The following is a 21127-nucleotide window of genomic DNA, read 5'->3' as shown; positions in this document are numbered from 1 at the left end:
TCATCGTGCCCGATCCGGGCCGGATGTGCCCGCCCTCAGCCCTGGCGGACGAACTGCTTGGCCGCCGCGGCCAGCGCACTCTGGAGCGCCGTCGCGTCACCGGAGGTGGAGAAGGCGCCGAGGGCCGCGTTCGCCGCGTTCTGCCACGGCTGGGAGCAGGCCGAGCCGTGCGCGCAGGACGGGACCGCCACTCCGGACTTCCAGTCGCCGGCCGCCGCCAGCTGGTAGTCGGAGAAGCCGGTGGTGGGCGCGTCGGTCCGGGCCGGGATCGAGCCCTTCTGCACGTTGAACGCCTGCTGGCCCTCCGGCGAGGCGACCGTCTGCAGCCAGCAGGAGCCGCCGGCCGGGTTGACCGCCCGGGTGGGCAGCGCGAACGAGTCGGCCAGCCACTGGAAGGCCCGGCCGTTGCCGGGGAAGGTGAACGAGTCGTACCCGCTGAAGTTGTTTGCCTCCAGGTCCGCCGCGAGCCAGTCACCCATCAGCTGGTAGCCGGCCTTGCCGTCGATGAGCAGCCGCTCCGCGTCGGGCCAGTCCAGCGAGTCCCGGTCGGGGTTGCTGAAGTCGAGGATCCGGGCGTAGTCGTCGATCGCCGCGCGGACCGCCCTGCTCTCCCACTTGGTGGCACCGGTGAACAGCCCGGTGAACCGCTTCGGTCCCAGGTCGCTGATCAGCACCGATTCGAGCAGCATCAGCTGGGTCCAGTCCCGGCCCAGCGCGAGCGGGGACTCGATGCCGTCCCGGCGCAGCCTGCCGAGATCGGCGATGAAGGCGTCCAGCGTCTTCGGCGCGGTCAGGATGCCGGACCTGGCGAGCACCTGGTCGTTGGTCCACACGACGTTGGCCCGGTGCACACCCACCGGCACCGACCACAGCGCGCCGTTGACCGTGATCGTCTCGATCAGGCCCTCCGGCAGCGTCCCGGTCAGGCCCCACGACGAGAACTCGCTGGTCAGATCCTTGATCTGGCCCGAGTCGATGTGGTCGAGCAACTCGGCGCCGGCGTGCACCTGGAAGGTGTCCGGCGGGTCGTTCTGCTGGAGCCGGGCGTTGAGGACCTGCTTGGCGTTGACGCCGGCCCCGCCGGCCACCGCGCCGCCGACGAACTCCTGGCCGGGGCAGGTGGTGGTGAATCGGCTGACCAGAGCGTCCAGGCCGGCCTTCTCCCCGCCCTCGGCCCACCAGGTGAAGACCTCGACCTTCGAGGCCGTGGAGTCGTCGTCCTCCCCGGTCCCGCAGGCGGACGCCACGAGCAGTGCGGCGGCGCCGACGACGGCCGCCAGGGCGCGTCGGGTGGAGCGCATGGTGTTCCTCCATCATCCAGACCCGTCGTTGCCACGACGACAATCGGAAGTACCGTGCCGCTTCACGTTCAAAGGTGTCAACTCGTGATCTATCGACGCTTCACCATGCGCCAGAGCCGAGAGGATCTTGAGCTGGGCGGATGGTGCCGGACCATGTCACAGCTGTGCTGAATGTAACTCACGGTTAAGGGCTTCACGTCATATGGCCCAGTTCAGGTGCGCGACGCGGAGAACAGCGGCCACCGAACCGTCACTGAAAGTGAGTTGAGCCTTCGACCTAATTCCTCCGGGGTACGTCAAACGGGCCATAGCTGGCGGTCTATCCGATTCGTCACAATCAGAGCATGACCACACCGGGCGACATCGCACTGCTGATCGTTCTGGCCGCCGCCCTCATGGCCTGCGCCGGGTATGCCGCCGGGCGCTTCCATCAGCGCCGGCAGAGCGGCCCCGACCTCCGGGACGCGTACAAGACCGGGTACGACGCGGCCACCCGCAGCGTGTTCAGCATGGCGGCCCGGGCCGCCGGCCGGAAGCCGGACTCGCCGGACGCCGACACGGACACCGACCCCGACGCTCCGGACGCGCCTGACGTCCCCGGCCAGCGGGAGGGCCGCCACGCCGTGCCCGAGGAACTGGTGCGCGCGAAGACCTACCGGCTGCCCGTCGACCGGGTGGCACGCGCCAAGGTCCCGCGCCAGGTGGAGAGCGCCGACGATCCGGCTCCCTCCGAGGTCAACACCTCCCCGTGAGCACGGCCGGGGGCGTGCCGTCCGCCGATCCCGGGCGGCCGCCCGTGCCGTACCCGGGATCGCCGGTTCTCAGCTCTTCAGCTTCGCCGCCTCGACCGCCTCGCGCAGCCCGCGCGCGGCGAGCCGGTCGGCCCGCTCGTTCTCCGGGTGGCCGGCGTGCCCCTTCACCCAGTGCCAGGTGACCTCGTGCCGCCGGACCGCCTCGTCGAGCCGTTTCCACAGGTCGACGTTCTTCACCGGCTGCCGGGCCGAGGTCATCCACCCGTTCCGCTTCCAGTTGTGCATGTACTGGGTGATGCCGTTGCGCACGTAGACGCTGTCGGTGTAGATCTCCACCGTCAGCGGCGCCCGGTTCAGCGCCTCCAGCGCCCGGATCGGGGCGGTCAGTTCCATCCGGTTGTTCGTGGTCGTGGTCGCCTCGCCGCCGCAGAGATCCTTCTCCGCCCGTCCCCAGCGCAGCACCGCGCCCCAGCCGCCCGGACCGGGATTGGGCGCACACGCCCCGTCGGTGTAGATCTGCACGACGCTCATACCTGGAGACGATAAGGCCCGACCTCGGTAGGAGGTCTCCAGCGGTGCGGCGGGGGAGTGTGGGACAGGCCATCCGGTGCGCACCGCCGAGCCGGGGGCTTCAGCGGGCCACCGTATGGTGGCGGTGGCGGACGAAGCGCAGATGGGCGGGACTCATGATGGGTGGCGACGCGGCCGCGGTCGAGGTGCGGGACGTCGTGGTGCGTTACGGCGAGACGACAGCCGTCGACGGGGTGTCGCTCTCCCTGCCCCGCGGACGGGTGCTCGCTCTGCTCGGGCACAACGGCGCCGGCAAGACCAGCCTCCTGCAGATCTGTGAGGGCTTCCGCCGGCCGGACGACGGCCGGGCCCGGGTGCTCGGGCTGGACCCGGTCGGCGACCACGACGAGCTGATGCCCCGGCTCGGGATCATGCTCCAGTCCGGTGGTGTCTACCCGTGGGCGACGGCCGGCGAGATCCTGCGCCTGTTCGCGTCGTTCGCGGCCCACCCGCTCGACACCGACATGCTGCTGGACCGGCTCGGGCTGCGGAGATTCGAGCGGACCCGGTTCCGCCGCCTGTCCGGCGGCGAGCAGCAGCGGCTCAGCCTCGCGGTGGCCCTGGTCGGCCGCCCCGAGCTGGTCTTCCTGGACGAGCCGACCGCCGGGATGGACACCGAGGCCCGGCACACCACCTGGCAGCTGATCGAGGAGCTGCGGGCCGACGGCGTGTCGGTGCTGCTCACCACCCACCTGCTGGACGAGGCGGAGCGCCTCGCCGACGACGTGGTGATCATGCGGTCCGGCACGGTGGCGGCGACCGGCACCCCGGCCGAGTTGACCTCGGCCGCGGCCATCGACGTCCTGGAGGTGCGGGCCGATCCCGGCCTCGACCTCACCGGGCTGCGCGCGGGGCGTACGGTCGCGGAGCCCACCCCCGGGCAGTACACGATCTCCGGCTCCCTCGACACGGCCGGGCTCGCCGAGGTGCTGGCCTGGTTCGCCACCGCCGGCGCCGACGTGACCGCGATCAACACCCGCCGGCGCACCCTCGAGGACGTCTACCTCTCCCTGACCGCCACACCGACCCCGGTGGGAGCAACCAAGTGAGCACCTTCGCCCCCGCCCCCGGCCGGGCCCCGATGCGCACCATCCTCGACCGGCAGATCCGGATGGAGCTGCTGCTGACCGCCCGCCGCGGCGAGGCCGTCGTCCTGGCGATGGGCGTGCCGCTGCTGGTGCTGCTCGGTGCCGGTCTCTTCGAGGTCACCAACCTGCCGACCGACGACCGGCTGGGCTGGGTGGTCCCCGGCGTGCTCGCGCTCACCGTCATGTCGACCGCGTTCACCGGCCAGGCCATCACCACCGGGTATGAGCGCAGTTACGGCGTACTCAAGAGGCTCGGCGCCTCCCCGTTGACCCGGCCCGGCCTGCTGCTGGCCAAGACCGCCGCCGTGCTCGTGCAGATCGCCGTGCAGGTGCTGGTCCTGGCGCTGGTCGGTCTCGCGGTGGGCTGGCGGCCGGAGGCCGGCGCCCTGCTCCCGGCGATCGGCGTGACCGTGCTCGCCACGGCCGGCTACAGCGGGCTGGCGCTGCTGCTGGCGAGCATCCTCAAACCGGAGACCACCACCGGCGCGGCCACACTGATCTACGTGGTGATGCTGTCGGTCGGCGGGATCATGTTCAGCGCGCCCGGCCTGGGCCCGGCCGGCTGGTTCCTGCTGCCGCTCGCGGCACACGCCGAGGCGCTGCGGGAGACGCTGATGCACGGCGGCGCGGTGCCGCTCGGCATCTGGCTGGCCCTGGGCACCTGGGCGGTGGTCTGGCCGGCCCTGGCCGCCCGCAACTTCAAGTGGGAGTGACCGGCGTGTCCATCGATCGGTGGACAGCCGGTGACCGCCGCGTGGTCGTTCCGCCGGGCCGCGCAACAGAGCACGATCAGATCCATGGAAGCCATCGAGGTAACCGGACTTCGTAAGACATACGGCGGGCAGGACGCGGTCGCGGGAATCGATCTCGTCGTCGCCCGTGGCGAGATCTTCTCCCTCCTCGGCCCGAACGGCGCCGGCAAGACCACCACCGTGGAGATCCTCGAAGGGCATCGCCGCCGGACCGCCGGTGACGTCCGGGTGCTCGGTGAGGACCCGGGGACGGCCGGCTCCGCGTGGCGGGCCCGGATCGGCATCGTGCTCCAGGACGCCGACGACGCGGCCGACCTGACCGTGCACGAGATGGTCCGGCACATCGGCGGGTTCTATCCGGACCCTCGCCCCGCCGACGAGGCGATCGAACTGGTCGGCCTGACCGCCAAACGGAACAGCAAGATTCGTACCCTCTCCGGCGGCCAGCGGCGCCGCGTCGACGTGGCCCTCGGCATCGTCGGCCGTCCCGAGCTGCTCTTCCTGGACGAGCCGACCACCGGGTTCGACCCGGAGGCACGCCGCCGGTTCTGGGACCTGATCCGCACGCTCGCCGGTGACGGCACCACGATCCTGCTGACCACCCACTACCTGGACGAGGCGGAGGCGCTCGCGGACCGGCTCGCCGTCGTGTCGGCCGGCCGGATCGTCGCCGAGGGCACGCCGGCCACGCTGGGCGGGCGGGGCGCCGCCGAGGCCAGGGTGAGCTGGACCGAGAACGGCGTCACCCGGGTCGAGCAGGTCACCGACCCGAGCGACCTGATCCGTCATCTGGTGGCGTCCGGAGCCGACCTGAGCACCCTGACGATCACCCGCCCGACCCTCGAGGACACCTACCTCAGCCTGATCGGAGCCGCCCGATGATCGCCATGAGCCTGAGCCGCGGTCACGTGGAACTGCTCCAGTTCGTACGGGACCGGACCGCTGTGGTCTTCACCTTCTTCTTCCCGGCGCTGCTCCTGCTGCTGTTCGGCACCATCTTCGGCAGCGAGTCCACCGACTCCGGGGTGGCGGTCAGCCGGATCTTCACGGCCAGCATGATCGCCTACGGCATCCTCAACACGGCGTTCGTGACGATGGGGTCCGGGCTCGCGATGGATCGTGAGGACGGGACGCTCAAGCGGCTCCGCGGCACACCGATGCCGGCTACGGCGTACCTCATCGGCAAGGGTCTTCTGGTCTTCGCTCTGAGCCTGGCCGAGGTGGCGTTCCTCATCCTGATGGGGGTGCTGGTCTTCGACATGCCGCTGCCGCCGGCCGGGCACTGGGTGACGTTCGCCTGGATCTTCGTGCTGTCGGTGGTCGCCTGCTCGCTGCTCGGTATCGCGGTCAGCGGCCTGGTCAAGAACGCCCGCAACGCCGGCGCCATCCTGAACGTGCCGGTGGTGGCGCTCCAGTTCGTCTCCGGCGTGTTCATCCACCCGATGAGCCAGCTCCCGGACTGGCTGGAGAAGGTCGCGTCGATCTTCCCGGTCCGCTGGATGGCGCAGGGTTTCCGCTACGTCTTCCTGCCCGACGAGGCGAAGGTGACCGAGATCGGTGGCGCGTGGAACCTCGGCACGGTGGCCGTGGTGCTCGGTGTGTGGTGTGTGATCGGATTGGTCCTGTGCCTGGTGACGTTCCGGTGGAGCGGTCGCGACAAGTGAGCGAGTCGGAGTCCTCCTACTGGCTGTGGGAGCTGTTCTTCGCGGTGACCGTGGTCGCGGTCGGCTCCGCGGTGGCCATCGTGGACGGTTTCGAGCCCGGGCGGCGAGCGGTCGCGCTCGCCGCCGTCGGCGCGATGCTGGCGCTGCACCTGCTCCTGGGCCGGCGGCTGATCGCGCGGGACGCGGAGAACACCACGGCGCTGCTGACCCTCCTCGCCCAGATGCTGTTCTTCGGCGTCGCGGTCTGGGCCGTCCCGCTCGCCACCTGGCTGCTGTTCGCGGTCATCCCGGTGATCTTCCAGATGGTGGCGGTCCGGCTCGCGATCGCCCTCGTGGTGGTGACCAACCTGATCCCGGTCGGGGTGAAGTTGTGGTACGACCCCGGCGGCGTCGGCATGGACGTGGTGATCGCCGCCATCTCCACCGTCGCCGGTATCTGCATCGGCCTCTGGATCCTCACGACGCTGCGCGAGAGCGAGCAGCGGGCCACGCTCATCACCGAACTGGAGGCGAGCCGCGCCGAGGTGGTCCGGCTCTCCCACGAAGCCGGGGTCGCCGCCGAACGCGCCCGTCTGGCCGGCGAGATCCACGACACCCTGGCGCAGGGCTTCACCAGCATCGTCACCCTGGTCCAGGCGGCCGATCCGGGACTGCGTGACGAGCGGCTGGCGCTCGCCGTGCGTACCGCACGGGAGAATCTCGCGGAATCCCGGGCCCTGATCGCGGCCCTCTCACCGACCGCGCTGGCCGATGCCTCACTGCCCGAGGCGGTACGCCGTAGTGCCGCCCGATTCACGGAAGAGGCGGGTGTGCCCGCGGCCGTCCGCATCACCGGCGACCCTCGTCCCCTGCCGACCCGGCTGGAGGTGGTGTTGTTGCGGGCGGCCCAGGAGTCGCTGACCAATGTCCGCCGGCACGCCTTCGCCAACGAGGTCGGCGTTCTGCTCGCCTATGCGCCGTCCTCGGTCCGGCTGGTGATCCGCGACGACGGAAAGGGCTTCGACACCGCCATCGCGGGCGGGTTCGGCCTCTCCGGCATGCGCACGCGGGCCGCCCAGGTCGACGGCACCCTGACCGTCCGCAGTGACGCGGACACCGGCACGATCATCGAACTGGAGATCCCCGCGTGATCCGCATCCTGCTGGTCGACGATCACCCCGTGGTACGGATGGGGCTGCGCGGCATGCTCGACGCCGAACCCGATCTGACCGTGGTCGGCGAGGCCTCCTCCGGCGCCGAGGGCTTCGACCGGGCCCTCGCGCTCACCCCCGACATCGTGCTGATGGACCTGCGGATGCCCGGCGGTGACGGGGTCGAGGCCACCGGCCGGATCCTGTCGGCCGCCCCGGGTGTCCGGGTGATGGTGCTGACCACCTACGAGTCGGACCGGGACATCCTGCGGGCGATCGAGGCCGGCGCCTCCGGATATCTGCTGAAGGACGCCTCCCCGCGGGAACTGGCCGACGCCGTCCGCGCCGCCGCCCGTGGTGAGACGGTGCTGGCGCCGAGCGTGGCGAGCACCATCGTGCGCCAGATGCGCAGTCCCGCCCCGCCGGCCCTGTCCGCGCGGGAGACCGAGGTGCTGCGGCTGGTCGCCCGGGGCCTGACCAACGCCGACATCGGCAGGCAGTTGTTCATCAGCGAGGCGACGGTCAAGACGCACCTGCTGCGCGTTTTCAACAAGTTGGACGTCGCGGACCGTACCGCCGCTGTAACCACCGCCATGCGCCACGGGATCATCTGACGCATCGTTATCAGAATTCGTCTCATAAGGCCTGAATCGGGCGGCTAGATTACGGACGGCGCGTCCCTGTGTACGCAGCTCAGCCCGTGCGCGCCCAGCCGGAGGAGACGACATGCGTGTACGACGATCACATCGGATGAAGACGGCTCCGGTGCCGTTCCGGCTATGGGCCCCCGCGCGCTTCCGGGCCGCCGTGTCGTTCGTCGTCGCCGCCGCGATCACCCCGCTGACGGTGCTCGTCCCGGCGGCCCCCGCACACGCGGTCGCCGGCGAGATCATCGTCGAGGCGGACATCGAGGACGCCGAGGACGGCATCTTCACCTTCGAGGTCAAGCGGCTCGGCCCGACCACCGGCATGGGCTCGGCGACCGTCACGTTCGACTCGGTCGGGGCGGCGAACGCCGACTTCCGCGCCGCCACGCTCGGCGTCGACTACAAAGAACCCGCCGTCAAGACCCTGACGTTCGCCGAGAGCACCCGGGACGTCATCAAGCGGGTCACCTTCACCGGCATCGTCGACCCCAACGACGAGTACGACGAGCGGTTCGCGATGCGCCTGTTCGCCGCCAACGGTGACACGATCACCGAGGCGTGGGGCACGATGATGGACAACGACGACCCGCCCACGTACAAGGTCGACCCGGTCACGGTCGCCGAGTCGGCGACGACCGCCACGGTCACCGCGACCCTGTCCGCCTTCTCCGACAAGCCGGTCTCGATCCCGTACCGGACGGTCGACGGCACCGCGAAGGCCGGCGAGGACTACACGGCCCGGAACGGGATGCTCGACTTCACGATCGGGCAGGCCACCGCCACCGTCGACGTGACCCTCGCCCCGGACGACCGGGACGAAGGCACCAGCGAGATCTTCAAGCTCGACACCACCGGCACCGGGACCACCGCGACCAACGCGACACCCAGCACCACCACCGCGGAACTGACCGCCGACGTGACGGTCACCGACGACGACGCCCCGGCCGTCCTCTCCATCGGCGACGCCCCGGCGGTCCGGGAAGGCGACACCCTCCGCTACCCGATCACCCTCGACAAGCCCTCCAACCTGGAGATCACCGCCAAGGCCAACACCACCAGCGGCTCCGCCACGGCCCCGGCCGACTACACCGAACTGGTCGACGAGGTGGTCACCGTCGCGCCGGGTGCGACCACCGGAACCATCGAGGTGCCGACGGTCAGTGACTCCGACGCCGAGACGGACGCCGTGACGGTCACCCTCAGTGACCCGGGGAACGCGACCCTCGGCACCGCCTCCGGTGACGGTGACATCGTCGACTCGGTCGTCTCGATCACCCCCGTGGAGACCCTCGACGAGACCGAGCACACGCAGCACTTCGACATCACGCTCGCCAACGCCGCGGCCTCACCGATCGACATCGGCTACGCGGTGGCCGCGGACAGCGCCGCCTCGCCGGCCGACTTCACCGCGGTCTCGGACACGCTCACGTTCGCGGCGGGGGAGACGACCAAGCGGATCGCCGTGCCGATCCACGCCGACACCGTCCACGAGAACGGCGGCGAGACCTTCACCGTCACGCTCACCAACCCGGGCGGCGGCGTGACCGGCGGCCTCGGGGCGAGCACCTTCACGATCCTCGACGACGACAGCCTGCCGACACTGTCGGCGCTGACCACGAGCATCGCGCGGCCGGAGGACGACGGCGACAACACGGCGACGTTCGTGGCCGGCATCAGCAACGCGAGCAACCAGGACATCACCCTCGACATCACGGCGGCCGACACCACCGACATCAGCCAGGGCGGGGCCGGCTTCGGCAAGGACGACTACGACTTCCCGTCGACGGTGACCATCACGGCCGGCGACACGACCGTGGACATCCCCGTCACGGTCCACGGCGACGGCGTCCACGAGACCGACGAGACCGCCACGATCACCGCCACCGTGCCGGGCGGGGAGACCGACGCGGCGTCCGGCACGCGTGACGGCACGTTGACGCTGCAGAACGACGACGCGGTCCCGGTCATCACCCTGAACCCGGTCACCCACGACGAGGGCCAGCCGACCGCCCCGATCAGCGCGACCGTCACCGGAACGGCCGAGGCGACCATCCCCTACACCGTGACGACGGCCGCCGGCACCGCGGAGGGCACGGACGGTATCGACGACTTCGATCCCGCCAACCTCGCGTCCGGAAGCATCGACCCGGGCGAGACGACGCTGAACCTCGGCACCGTCGACGTCAAGGCGGACGACGTCGACGACGACAGCGACTCCTTCGACATCACGGTGACCCCGACCAGCGTGGTGGCGGCGAAGACCGCGACCGTCACCATCGCCGACGAGAGCACCGACCTGCCGCCGCGGGTGGTCGGCTCCGGCCCTCTCACGATCGGCGAGGAGGAGGTCGACATCGACGTCCCGGTGAACATCGACTTCCCCGGGGTCGCCGGACAGACCGCCACCTCCACCGACAAGACGATCACCGTCGACTACGCGACCGGCAACGGCACCGCGATCGCCGGCACCGACTACACGGCGACGACCGGAACGCTGACCTTCGCCACCCCGACCACCGCCACCGTCGCGCAGGACATCACCGTCCCGGTCGTCAACGACACCGCCTTCGAGGTCGACGAGGCCTTCACCGTCGCGCTGACCAGTACCTCCACCGTGGTCAGCGGCACCACGACGGTGACCATCGAGGACGAGCCCGACCCCAAGCCGACCTTCGACGTGACCGCGGACCACGCGATGGCCGAGACCGGTACGGCGACCTTCGTCGTGACACTGTCCGAGCCGGCGTCAGCCGACACGGAATTCGACGTGACCGTGGCCGACGGCTCCGCCACCGAGGCGGCCGGCGGCGTGGGCGGCGACGACTACGACCTGCCCGCCGGTACCACGGTGACCGTTCTCAAGGACCAGACGACGGCGTCGATCACCTTCCCGGTCAACGCCGACGACGTCTACGAAGGCGACGAGACCGTCACGGTCAACGTGGCTCGTGACGCGGGCGCGACGAACGTCGACGGCATCCCGATCGACCGCACGCTGACGATCACCGACGGCGACGCGGTACCGACGATCACCCTCAACACGTCGACCACCATCGAGGGCGGCCAGGCGTCGATCCAGGCCACGCCGAGTATCGCCACCGCAGTCGACCTGACCTACAGCGTCGCCCTGGCCGGTGACGCGTCCGGCGGCGACAACGCGGCGGAGTCCGAGGACTTCACCGAAGGCGTGCTGACCGAGACCATCCCGGCCGGGACCCTCGGCGGGGCGCCGGTCACCCTCCAGACGGTCGACATCGAGGACGACCAGATCGACGAGTTCACCGAGGCGGTCCAGGCCACCGTCACGAACCTCGCGCCGACGGGGCCGGCTCCGGTAACGGCGTTCTACAGGATCACCGACGACCCGCTCGACTACACGCCACGCGTCCGGATCCCCTCCGCCCCGCTCACGGCCGCGGAGAGCGACGGTACGGTGACGGTCCCCGTCGAGCTGGTCTGGGACGGCCTGACGAACAACGACGCCACCTCGACGGATCGCACGATCACCGTCGACTACGCCACCGTCGCCGACACCGCGGTCGAGACGGACGACTTCACCGCAGCGAACGGCACCCTGACCTTCGCGCCGCTGGACCTCGCCGAGTCGCTCGACGTCACGCTCACGGCGGACAGCGGCTACGAGCTGGACGAGCAGTTCAAGGTGGCGCTCTCCGGCGTGACCGGGGACAGCAGCGTCCTGACCCCGGAGAAGGCCGTCGCGATCACCGATGACGACCAGACGGAACGGCCGGCGGCCACCGTGGACGACGTCACGGTCGCCGAGAGCGGCACGGCCCAGATCACCGTGAACCTCTCGAAGCCGGCGGTCGCGGACGTGACGCTGGACGTCACGCTGACCCCGGACACGGCGGCCGAGGCGGTCGCCGGGGTGGGCAGCGACGACTATGACCTACCCACGCTCGCGACGGTGACCATTCCGAAGGACTCCGCCGTCGGGACGATCGAGATCCCGGTCACCGCGGACGAGGTCTACGAGGGCGACGAACGCTTCTCGGTGACGGTCGATCCCGGTGCCGACACCAACGTGCTGCCGGGTGCGGACAGTGCCTGGGTGACGATCGACGAGAACGACCCGGTGCCGGTACTGACGTTCAACGAGTCGATGGTGGCGGACGAGACCGAGCCCGGCATCGCCGTCACCGTCACGACCGACCGTGCCGTCGAGGACGACATGGACTTCACGGTCGGCATCGACGGCAGCTCGCTGAACTCGGACGCGGCCGACGGCGTCAACGGTGCCGACGATGTCAGCACGGCGATCTCGGCGTTCCAGATTCCCGCCGGAACGGAGCCCGGCCTGCTGCCGGTCGGGATGATCGTGCCGGTCGCCGACACCGTCGACGAGTACGCCGAGCGGGTCGTGCTGACGTTCGCGAACGACACGGTGCCGACCGAACCGGACCTCACCGCGTACTACCGGATCATCGACGATCCGGAGGACATGACGCCGCAGATCGTCACCACCGGCGCCGGGACCTTCGCGGAGGGCGCCGGTGACGGCACCGTCTCGGTGGGTCTGAGCTGGGGTGGTCTGCCGGCCGAGAACGACGCCACCGCCACCGAGAAGACGTTCACCGTCGACTACACGACCGCGGACGACACGGCGAAGCAGCCCGGCGACTATGCCACCACGGCCGGCACGTTGACCTTCACGGCGGATCCGACGCCGCAGGACATCGTCGTGGCGTTGGCGGACGACGCGTTCTTCGAGGCCACCGAGCAGTTCAAGGTGAATCTGAGCAATGTGGTGGGTGACGCGGACGGCGACAGCCTGATCGCCGATCCGGAGACGTTGGTGGAGATCACCGACGACGACACCGGCAACATGCCCGGGTACACGGTCTCGGGCCCGGTGAATCCGGTCGGCGAGGGCGGATCGGCCGAGTTCACGGTGACGATGGAGGCCGAGGCGGTTTCGCCGGTCACCTTCGATGTGAGCGTCGCGGCCGGTGGTGTGTCGCCGAGCGCCGTCGCCGATGACTACGACCTGCCGAGCACCACGGTGACGGTGCCGCAGGGCGGTGTCTCGGAGACGTTCACGATCAACATCGAGGACGACGCCCTCTACGAGGGTGAGGAGACCGCGACCGTCGTCGTGACGCCGGCCGTCGGCGAGACGGACGTGAAGGCCGGCACCGAACTCGACGGCGGCGAACACGCCGCCCTGACGCTCGCCGACGCCGACCAGATTCCGGCCATCACCTTCGAACCCGTGCTCGACGCGGTCGAGGGCGACACCCTCACGGTGGTCGCGAAGCCGGACGGCGTGGCCGAGCGGGACATGGTGTACACGGTCACGATCGACGGCGCCGGGACCGTTCCGGCAACGGCGACCGACGACTTCACCGCCACCCCCGCGCCGGTCACCATTCCGGGCGGGACGGCGGCCGGTACGGCAGTCGACCTCCTCCAGGTCCAGCTGGTGGGCGACGACGCCGACGAACACACCGAGACGGTCCTGGTCACCGCGACCAATGACACGCATCCGGCGGTGGGTCTCGCCGAGCAGACCTACGACATCGCCGACGACGAGTTCGACATGACGCCGCGGCTGGTCGCCGGTGGCCCGCAGACGGTGGGGGAGAGTACCCCGGCGGTCGACGTCCCGGTGACGCTGAGCTGGGCCGGCCTCAGCGGAAACACGGCGACCTCGACCCAGAAGACGATCACGGTGAAGTGGGCGACCGAGGACGGCACCGCGGTCGACCCGGCCGACTACGTGTCCGACTGGGACACGATGACGTTCGAGCCCGGCCAGCCGCTCAGCCAGAACGCCACGGTGACCATCGCCGACACCGACACCGTCTACGAGGCGGACGAGACGTTCAAGGTGAACCTGTCCGAGCCGACCGGCGACAGCACCATCGCGACCCCGCAGACGGTCGTCACGATCGATGACGACGACGAGGCGAACAGGCCGGGCTACACGGCGACCGCGACGTCGCTGACCGAGGGCGAGACGGCTCAGCTCACCGTCGAACTCGACACCCCGGCGGTCGCGGACATCACCTTCGACGTCACTCACGACGACGACACGGCGACCGAACCGGACACCGCGAGCACCGGTGACGACGACTACGACCTGGCGGCCCCGACGGTCACGGTGCTGAAGAACGCCACGACCGCCACCGTCGACATCCCGCTGAACACCGATGCCGTCTACGAGGGCGCCGAGACCGCCACCCTGATCGCCATCCCGGCCGACCTCACCCACGTCAAGCCCGGCACGGAGACCGACGGCGGCGAACACGCCACGCTGACCATCGCCGACGCGAACCAGATCCCGGCGATCACCCTGAACACCGTCACCGACGGGGCCGAGGGCGGCACGATCGATGTGATCGCCACCCCGGACGGCGTCACCGAGCGGGACGTGACCTACTCGCTGACCCTCGCGGGCGCGGGCACCGACCCGGCGGAAGCGGGCGACTTCACCGACAGTGCCGCGGCGGCGACGATCCCCGCCGGTACTCCGGCGGGCGACCCGATCACGTTCCGGTCGATTCCGGTCGCCTCCGACCTGATCGACGAGAACACCGAGACGATCGAGGTCACGGCGGCCCCCACGGCCGACCCGACGAACACGGTGTCGTCGACCTACGCGATCGCCGACGCCGCGGACAACAAGTCGCCGAACATCGTCGCCACCACCCCGGCGGCGGTGAACGAGAACGCGGGCACCGCGCTCGTGCCCGTCGCGCTGGACTTCACCGGCATCCCCGGCAACGTCGCGACCTCGACGGAGAAGACCATCTCGGTCGACTTCGCCACCGTGGAGGGTACGGCGAAGGCGGTCACCGACTACTCGGCGCTGGACGACACCCTGACGTTCAGCCCGTGGGACACACCCAGGGTCATCACCGTCCCGCTCATCGGCGACGACGCCTACGAGCTGACCGAGCAGTTCACGGTCCGTCTCGACAACCCGACCGGGGACAGCACCGTCACCACCGCGGACACGGTCGTCGAGGTCACCGACACCGACGCCAAGCCGACGTTCACCATCACGCCGAGCCGCACGGTCGTCGAGGGCCAGACCGGCTCGTACACCGTGACCCTGGGTTCGCCGGCCGCCGACGACGTCACCCTCGACGTGGCGGTCGTCGACGGCACCACCACCGACGGCGGCACCGGCCCGGGCAAGGACGACTACACCGCCCCGGCGAACCCGGTGACGATCCTCAAGGGTCAGTCCACCGCGACGGTCGACGTCCCGGTCGCCGACGACCCGGCTTACGAGGGCCAGGAATCCGCGACGGTACGGGTGACGCTCGGCGCGAACGAGACGGAGGCGATCGGCGGCCCCGCCGAGGGAACGCTGACGATCACCGACGGCGACGCGGTGCCGGCGATCGCGCTGACCGCGGTCGAGGGTGCCGAGGGTGCCCCGGTGGCGGTGGTGGCCCGGCCGTCCGGCGTCGCCGAGCGGGACCTGGAGTACACGGTCACCGGTGCCGGTGACGCCACCGCCGGAAACAACGCCGCGGAACCCGCCGACTGGACGAACACCCTGACCACGGGCACCGTCCCGGCGGGCACGGCGGCGAACGCGCCGCTCGACTTCGGGTCGATTCCGCTGCTCGCCGACACGGCCGACGAGGCCCTCGAGACGATCAAGGTGACCGCGCACAACACGACGGTGACCACACCGGACGTCTCCGCCTTCTACCGGATCACCGACGACCCGCTCGACATGCCGCCGTCGGTGGCGCTCGGCTCGCTGTCGGTGAACGAGTCGGCGGGCGCGGCCGAGGTGCCGGTGGCTCTCTCGTTCGGCGGCGACAACGAGGCCACCTCCTCCGAGCGGCCGGTTTCGGTCACCTACCAGGTTCTGGCCGGCACCACCTCCGGATCCGACCGCGGCAGCCCGACCAGCGCCAACCCGCTGGTCATCGCGGCCGGCGCCACGAGCGGCGTGATCCGGGTCCCGATCACCGACGACGCGGAGGACGAGGTCGACGAGACGTTCCGGGTCAAGGCGACCGCGGTCAACCCGGCCGAGGCCGCGATCACGACCGACACCGGATCGGTCGTCATCACCGACAACGACGACGCGGTGACGCCGCCGAACCCGGGCACGGGGACGCCGGGGACCGGGACGCCCGGAGCCACGCCGTCGATCTCGGTCGCTGACGTGACGGTCGCCGAGTCGGCCACCAGCGCGACCTTCACGGTGGCGCTGAGTGCGGCCGCCCCCGGCGACGTCGATCTCGCCGTGGGGATGACCGACGGCACGGCCGCCGACGCGACCGCCGGGCCCGGCGGTGACGACTACGACGCCCCGGCGACGTCACTGGTCATCGCGAAGGGCGCCCGGACCGGCACGGTCACCGTGCCGCTGCGCCCGGACCAGGTCTACGAAGGTGAGGAGAAGGCGCAGCTCACGGTCGCCCCGGCGGCCGGCGAGACGGACGCCACCGGCAGCCGGCAGGCGATCCTCACGATCACCGACGACGACGCCAGGCCGACGGTCACCGTCGCGGCGGACACCGTCACCGAGGGGGAGAACATCACCATCTCCGCGGTGGTCACCGGCGTGGCCCAGCGGGAGTTCACCATCGCGGCGCCGACCGTCACGCCGGGCGGTGGCGGGGGCGACCCGATCGAGGAGAACGAGTTCGACTTCGCCGGCGACGATGCCGTGGTGGCCGGCGGGAGCCCGAGCGGTTCCACCGTAGAACTCGGCACGATCCAGTTCTCCGACGACACCATGGACGAGCACACCGAGACACTGTCGGTGAACCTCGCCCAGGGCGGCACGGCGACCCGCGGCCTGAACACCGTGGTCGTCCGGGTCGATGACGACCCGGACGACGTCGCGCCGACCGTGTCGATCACCGACGCGGACACCCCGGAGAGCGCCGCCTCGGTCGCCCTGGAGGTGTCGCTGGAGTTCAGTGGGGACACCACCGGCACCGAGCGGACGGTCACCGTGCCGTGGCGGACGATCGCCGGCTCCGCGAAGGCCGGTGAGGACTTCACCATGTCGTCCGGCACGGTGACCCTGAACCCGCCCGCCGGCGCCGCCACCGTCTCGGTCCCGATGCTCTCCGACGGTCAGAAGGAGACCGACCAGACCTTCAGCGTCTACCTGAGCGGGGCGACGCCGTCGGACGTGACGATCGCCAGGCCGAAGGGCATCGTCACCATCGACGACGATGACAAGGCGAAGGCGCCGACGCTCTCGGCGCCGGGAACGGTCACCGGCAGTGGGCGGGTGACGGTCGCGGGTACGGCCAGTCCCGGCTCCGCCGTGCAGCTGCTCAGCGCGCCGGGCACGTCCGGCGGCGAGTTCAAGGTGGTCCTCACGGCGACGGCCGACAAGGACGGCAAGTTCTCGTTCAGTCCGAACTTCACCGGTGGCTACCGCCTGATGGTCAAGGCCGACAACATGACCTCGCCGGTCCGTACCGTGCAGGTCCGCCAGGAACCCACGATCGCTCTCGCCTCGAACGCCCGTGGCGCGGTGACCGTGACGGTGACCGGCGACCCGGCCCGTGGTGGGCAGGACGTGCGCGTGCAGCAGCTGGTGGCCCGCAAGTGGCAGACGGTGGCGACCGGTGAACTGAACCGGAGCGGCAAGTTCACCACCACCGAACGGGGCGTGCGTTCCGGTAACCAGTCGTTCCGTGCGGTGATCGCGGCCACGCCGTCGCTCGGCATCCTGGCCGGCACCTCGCCGGCGAAACAGGTCAGGGTCAGGTGATCGACTGAAGTCGACAGTGGAGGGCGGTCCGGCCGGACCGCCCTCCACTGTTGGTACGGCATCTCTCCGGCCGTTTGGAGGGCATGTGAAGGTTTTTATACCGAAAAACGCGTTCCGCCGATAACGGTGCGATACGCCGGTTAGATTACGGATGGCTCGGCCTCACGCTGGATCTTGCAATCCGGTGTCTGCGCTGCTGAGGGCCGGTTTCACCACCGCCCCCACCGCCCCGTTCCGGTGCGGTACCCGAACAGGCAAACCCGTCGCGAGGCGGGGACGCAAAGCCAGGGGCCTCCCCGCTGGAGGTTGCCCAGCCGCCGAAGGAGACAGAAAGACATGCACTATCACACCCGCCGTACGGGGTCGGGCGGTTCCGTGCCCTTCGCCCTGCGCGGCCAGAGTTCGGTGCGAACGGTCTTGTCGGCCGCCGTCGCCGGCGCCATCGGCCTCGCGCCCGTCGTCTTTGTCGCGTCGCCCGCGCACGCCCTCGTCGACCCGCCGAAGTACTCGATCACCACCTCGTCGGCACCGATCGTCGAGACGGCCACCACCACGATCGTCAGCAACAACACCGTGGTGACCCAGAAGACGGCGACGGTCTACGTCAATCTCTCGGCGCCCGCCGAGGAGGAGACGACCGTCACGCTGGCCATCGACGCCACCGAAGGAGCGGGCGGCACCGCACTCGGCGCCGCGAACACCAACACCAACCGGGACTTCACCTGGCCGCCGGCGGACGGGGCTGACGTCGTCATCCCCGCGGGCGAGCAGAGCGGTTCCCTGGAGATCGAGCTGTACGACGACAAGCTCGACGAGGACGCCACCCAGAACTTCGTGGTCAAGGTGGACACGGTATTGCCGGAACTCGTGCCGCTGACCACGGCGGCCAGGTCGACCAGGGTCTACATCGCCGACGACGATGCCACGCCGACCGTGTCGATCGGTGACGCCGGCGACGCGACCGAGGGTGATGAGGAAGCGGACGACGACGGTAACGACCTGGTCTTCCCGCTGACCCTCAGCGGCCGGTCGGAGAAGGCCGTCACGGTCGAACTGAGCACCGCGAACGGGGCGACCGCCGGTGACACCTACGGCGCCACCGGCGGTCTCACCGCGACCACGGGCGTCGACTACCTCACCCTGAACAAGTCGGTCATCACCATTCCCAGGTACGCGGTCTCGGCTGTCGCCGTGGTGGACGTCAAGCCCGACGAAGTGGTCGAGGCGAGCCCGGAGAAGCTCACCGCCACGATCGCCACCCCGACGAACGCGACGCTCGGCACGCCCGTCACCGGCACCGGCAACATCGTCGACGACGAGACCGCCCCGAGTGTGAAGCTTTCGCTGGACGCGCTGCCGACCTACGAGACCACGGCGGTGACGACCTTCGCTCCGGAGGGCAACACCGGCGAGTCGGTGAAGACCATCAACGTGAAGCTGGATGGCACGTCGACGATTCCGGTGCGGCTCAACTACGAGTTCGTCAACGCCGGCACCTACCCGGCGACCAACGGCAAGGACTACAAGGGTGCCGGTGGCTCGCTGACCATCGCACCGGGACAGACGACCGCCACCATCCCGGTGACGTTCCTCGGTGACACGATCTTCGAGCCGGGCGACAACGACCAATGGATCGGCGAAACCTTCGGGATCGTGCTGACCAGCCCGAACGGGTCGGTCAACGCCGCCAACCTGGGCACCTCCGGCCAGACCCAGTTCTTCATCTCCGACGACGACACCGGTCCCGTCACCTTCGCGGCCGGCAACGTCGAGGTGCAGGAGGGCAATAGCGGCACCGTCGTCGCGAAGGTGCCGGTCACCCTCAGCGCACCGCTGGACATCGACACCACCCTCGCCGCCACGATCGAGGCGATCTCGGCCGACCCGGATGGTGTCAACGAAGGTGACAACGCCGGCCGTAACGACTACGACCCGCCCGCCACGGGCACGGTCACGATCAAGGCCGGCGACACTGTGGGCTACGTCGAGATCGTCGTCAACGGCGACACGGTCTTCGAGAAGAACGAAACCCTGACCGTCGCCATCGGCATCGGTACGGCGGACGCGGTCCGGGTGAGTGCCAGCGCGGCACCGGGCACCACGCACACCTCGCTGGTGACCATCGCCAACGACGACGCGGCACCGACCTTCGCCTTCAGTGAGGTCGCCGCGCCGGAGGGCGGCCTGGTCCGGATCGGTGGCACGATCACCGGTATCGCCCAGGACGCGTACACGATCTCGTTCGCGACCGCGGCCAGTGGATCGGCGACCGCGGACGCGGCCGGCACGATCGAGGCGGTCCCGGCCACACCGGGCGTCGACTACGAGACCACCCCGGCGATCGCCGACTTCACGGTTCCGCGCGGCAAGTCCGGCACCGTCACCGTCGACGGCCGTCTGAGCACCAACCTGGCATCGATCTACCTGCTGCCGGACGACATCGACGAGCCCACCGAGACGTTCACGGTGACGGCGACCGAGAAGGGCACCACCCTGGTCGGCTTCGCCAAGTCGGCCGGTACCTACCGGATCACCGACGACCCCTCCGACCTGCCGCCGACCGCGTCCCTCCAGGACGAGTCGATCGGTGAGTGGGAGCAGTCGGTGGACGTCGGCGTCGACCTGAGCCCGAACGGCGAGGCGACCTCGACCACCCAGACGATCAAGATCCCGTACCGCACGGTGGACGGGTCGGCCACGGCGGGCGAGGACTACGTCGCGGCCGAGGGTGTCCTGGAGATCAAGCCCGGCGACAGCCCGAAGATCAACGTCAAGATCATCAACGACAAGTGGGCCGAGGACAACGAGACCTTCGAGGTCCGCTTCGGCAGCCCGCTCTCGCCGGTCGGCGCCTCGGTGGTCAAGAGCACCGGTCAGGTGATCATCAAGTCCGACGACAAGACCGACCCGGTCAAGCCGTCGCTCAGCGTCACCGGCCCGGCCAAGGGCGTGGGCGGCGCGACCATCAGCGGTAAGGCCGCGCCGAACGCCACGGTGGAGCTGTGGGGCGCGATGCTGCCGGAGACCGACCCGGCCAAGGGCAAGTGGCTGGCCGAGGTCAAGTCCGGCGACGACGGCTCGTTCCGGTTCCCGGCGCGGTCGCTGAGCCAGGGTTGGGTCTTCGCCGTCCAGGCGACCGACATGGTCTCGGCGCCGGTGACGGTCCGGGTGACCCAGAACCCGTCGTTCTCGGCGAGTTCCACCAGGGGCAAGCTGAACGTCTCGGTGGCGGGCAACCCGAAGGCGGCCGGCCAGGCCGTCACGGTGCAGCGCTACACCGGCGGCAAGTGGGTGAACGTCGGCAAGGGCACCACCAGCTCGGCCGGAGCGTTCAAGAAGTCCTACACCTTCAAGTCGAAGACCAAGCTGACGCTGCGGGTCCAGGTCGGCGGTAACAACTCGATGGGCATCAACAGCGGCTGGTCCGCTCAGAAGAAGATCACCATCAAGTAGGCGGTAGCAGACGAGACGGGGGCGGCCGGACGGCCGCCCCCGT

The 21127-nt window shown here is 70.1% G+C and carries 11 protein-coding genes and 1 riboswitch; of the genes, 9 read left to right on the top strand and 2 right to left on the bottom strand.

What is annotated here, in order from left to right; translation table 11 throughout:
• Window positions 1-35: 35 nt before the first annotated feature.
• Window positions 36-1301, bottom strand: coding sequence for an ABC transporter substrate-binding protein (locus BC793_RS06085; RefSeq protein ID WP_109590015.1), 1266 nt, complete (start codon window positions 1299-1301; stop codon window positions 36-38).
• A 344-nt stretch (window positions 1302-1645) separates the two neighbouring features.
• Between BC793_RS06085 and BC793_RS06080 the strand changes: the two genes are divergently transcribed.
• Window positions 1646-2053 carry a hypothetical protein gene (locus BC793_RS06080; RefSeq protein ID WP_109590013.1) on the top strand — a complete coding sequence of 136 codons (408 nt, stop codon included), beginning with the start codon at window positions 1646-1648 and terminating at the stop codon, window positions 2051-2053.
• A gap of 69 nt (window positions 2054-2122) precedes the next feature.
• On the opposite strand, the gene rnhA is transcribed toward BC793_RS06080, so the two are convergent.
• Window positions 2123-2584, bottom strand: coding sequence for a ribonuclease HI (gene rnhA, locus BC793_RS06075; protein ID WP_109590011.1), 462 nt, complete (start codon window positions 2582-2584; stop codon window positions 2123-2125).
• Window positions 2585-2742: 158 nt separating this feature from the next.
• Between rnhA and BC793_RS06070 the strand changes: the two genes are divergently transcribed.
• The 8 genes from BC793_RS06070 to BC793_RS06035 all read left to right on the top strand — a co-directional run bounded on the left by BC793_RS06070 (window position 2743) and on the right by BC793_RS06035 (window position 21084).
• Complete coding sequence (locus BC793_RS06070) at window positions 2743-3672, top strand: ABC transporter ATP-binding protein (RefSeq protein ID WP_109590009.1); 930 nt, start codon at window positions 2743-2745, stop codon at window positions 3670-3672.
• On the top strand, window positions 3669-4424 hold the full coding sequence (locus BC793_RS06065; protein WP_239169660.1) for an ABC transporter permease: 756 nt from the start codon (window positions 3669-3671) through the stop codon (window positions 4422-4424). The genes BC793_RS06070 and BC793_RS06065 overlap by 4 nt, the downstream gene beginning before the upstream one ends.
• An 84-nt stretch (window positions 4425-4508) precedes the next feature.
• On the top strand, window positions 4509-5345 hold the full coding sequence (locus tag BC793_RS06060) for an ABC transporter ATP-binding protein (protein ID WP_109590398.1): 837 nt from the start codon (window positions 4509-4511) through the stop codon (window positions 5343-5345).
• On the top strand, window positions 5342-6127 hold the full coding sequence (locus BC793_RS06055; protein WP_109590007.1) for an ABC transporter permease: 786 nt from the start codon (window positions 5342-5344) through the stop codon (window positions 6125-6127). Before BC793_RS06060 ends, BC793_RS06055 begins: the two co-directional genes overlap by 4 nt.
• Window positions 6124-7257, top strand: coding sequence for a sensor histidine kinase (locus tag BC793_RS06050; protein ID WP_239169659.1), 1134 nt, complete (start codon window positions 6124-6126; stop codon window positions 7255-7257). The genes BC793_RS06055 and BC793_RS06050 overlap by 4 nt, the downstream gene beginning before the upstream one ends.
• On the top strand, window positions 7254-7871 hold the full coding sequence (locus BC793_RS06045; RefSeq protein ID WP_109590005.1) for a response regulator: 618 nt from the start codon (window positions 7254-7256) through the stop codon (window positions 7869-7871). Before BC793_RS06050 ends, BC793_RS06045 begins: the two co-directional genes overlap by 4 nt.
• A gap of 136 nt (window positions 7872-8007) precedes the next feature.
• A complete protein-coding gene (locus tag BC793_RS06040) occupies window positions 8008-17631 on the top strand; it encodes a Calx-beta domain-containing protein (protein ID WP_158319202.1) in 9624 nt (3207 codons plus the stop codon).
• Between the two features lie 243 nt (window positions 17632-17874).
• Window positions 17875-17953, top strand: a riboswitch (cyclic di-GMP riboswitch).
• A 14-nt stretch (window positions 17954-17967) separates the two neighbouring features.
• Entirely contained in the window at window positions 17968-21084 is a 3117-nt protein-coding gene (locus BC793_RS06035; protein ID WP_109590001.1) for a Calx-beta domain-containing protein, read from the top strand.
• Window positions 21085-21127 lie beyond the last annotated feature (43 nt).

It is taken from the genome of Actinoplanes xinjiangensis (genome assembly GCF_003148685.1).
In the GTDB taxonomy this organism is placed as follows: Bacteria; Actinomycetota; Actinomycetes; order Mycobacteriales; family Micromonosporaceae; genus Actinoplanes; species Actinoplanes xinjiangensis.
Note: the sequence above shows the minus strand (reverse complement) of the source record. Positions and strands in the feature narration are given on the sequence as shown.